The sequence below is a fragment of the Caballeronia sp. LZ043 genome (assembly GCF_031451075.1).
Classification (GTDB): Bacteria; Pseudomonadota; Gammaproteobacteria; order Burkholderiales; family Burkholderiaceae; genus Caballeronia.
In genome coordinates this window covers 1-376 of record NZ_JARUXT010000008.1, presented here as the reverse complement: position 1 = coordinate 376, position 376 = coordinate 1, and the positions used below count along the sequence as shown (strand labels likewise).

The window sequence follows — 376 nt, the reverse complement described above, 5'->3', positions numbered from 1 at the left end:
GTTCTGCAACACGCTCTGCGCCGTCGCGCCCGCGATCACGGGATCGACCCAGCTCGCGCCGCCGATCGCCGGTGATCCGGGCCGCGTGCCAAGGTCGCCGATCACGACGCCTGAACCCGCCTGAGCCGGAGCGAGTCCGATGGACGGCATGCCCGCGTTGGCCGCCGTGTTGTCGATGCTCACACCCGAGCCCGAGAGCGTGCGGCCTGCGACAAAGCTCGATTCGTAGGCGGGCAGCGCGAAGTATCGGATATCGGCCGGTGCGATCTGAGCATAACCACCCGGACGACCGCCGACAAACGGCGCATCGCCGAACGGCAGCGTCCAGTTGTGTTCCGAGTCGTCGTAGTTGTTGTAGTGGTAATAGCCCGAGTAC

1 protein-coding gene is annotated in these 376 nt (G+C 66.2%); it reads right to left on the bottom strand.

Annotated elements, in window-relative coordinates:
* The coding region (locus QCE64_RS34320; protein WP_310008670.1) for a hypothetical protein at positions 1-376 on the bottom strand (376 nt) is incomplete at both ends.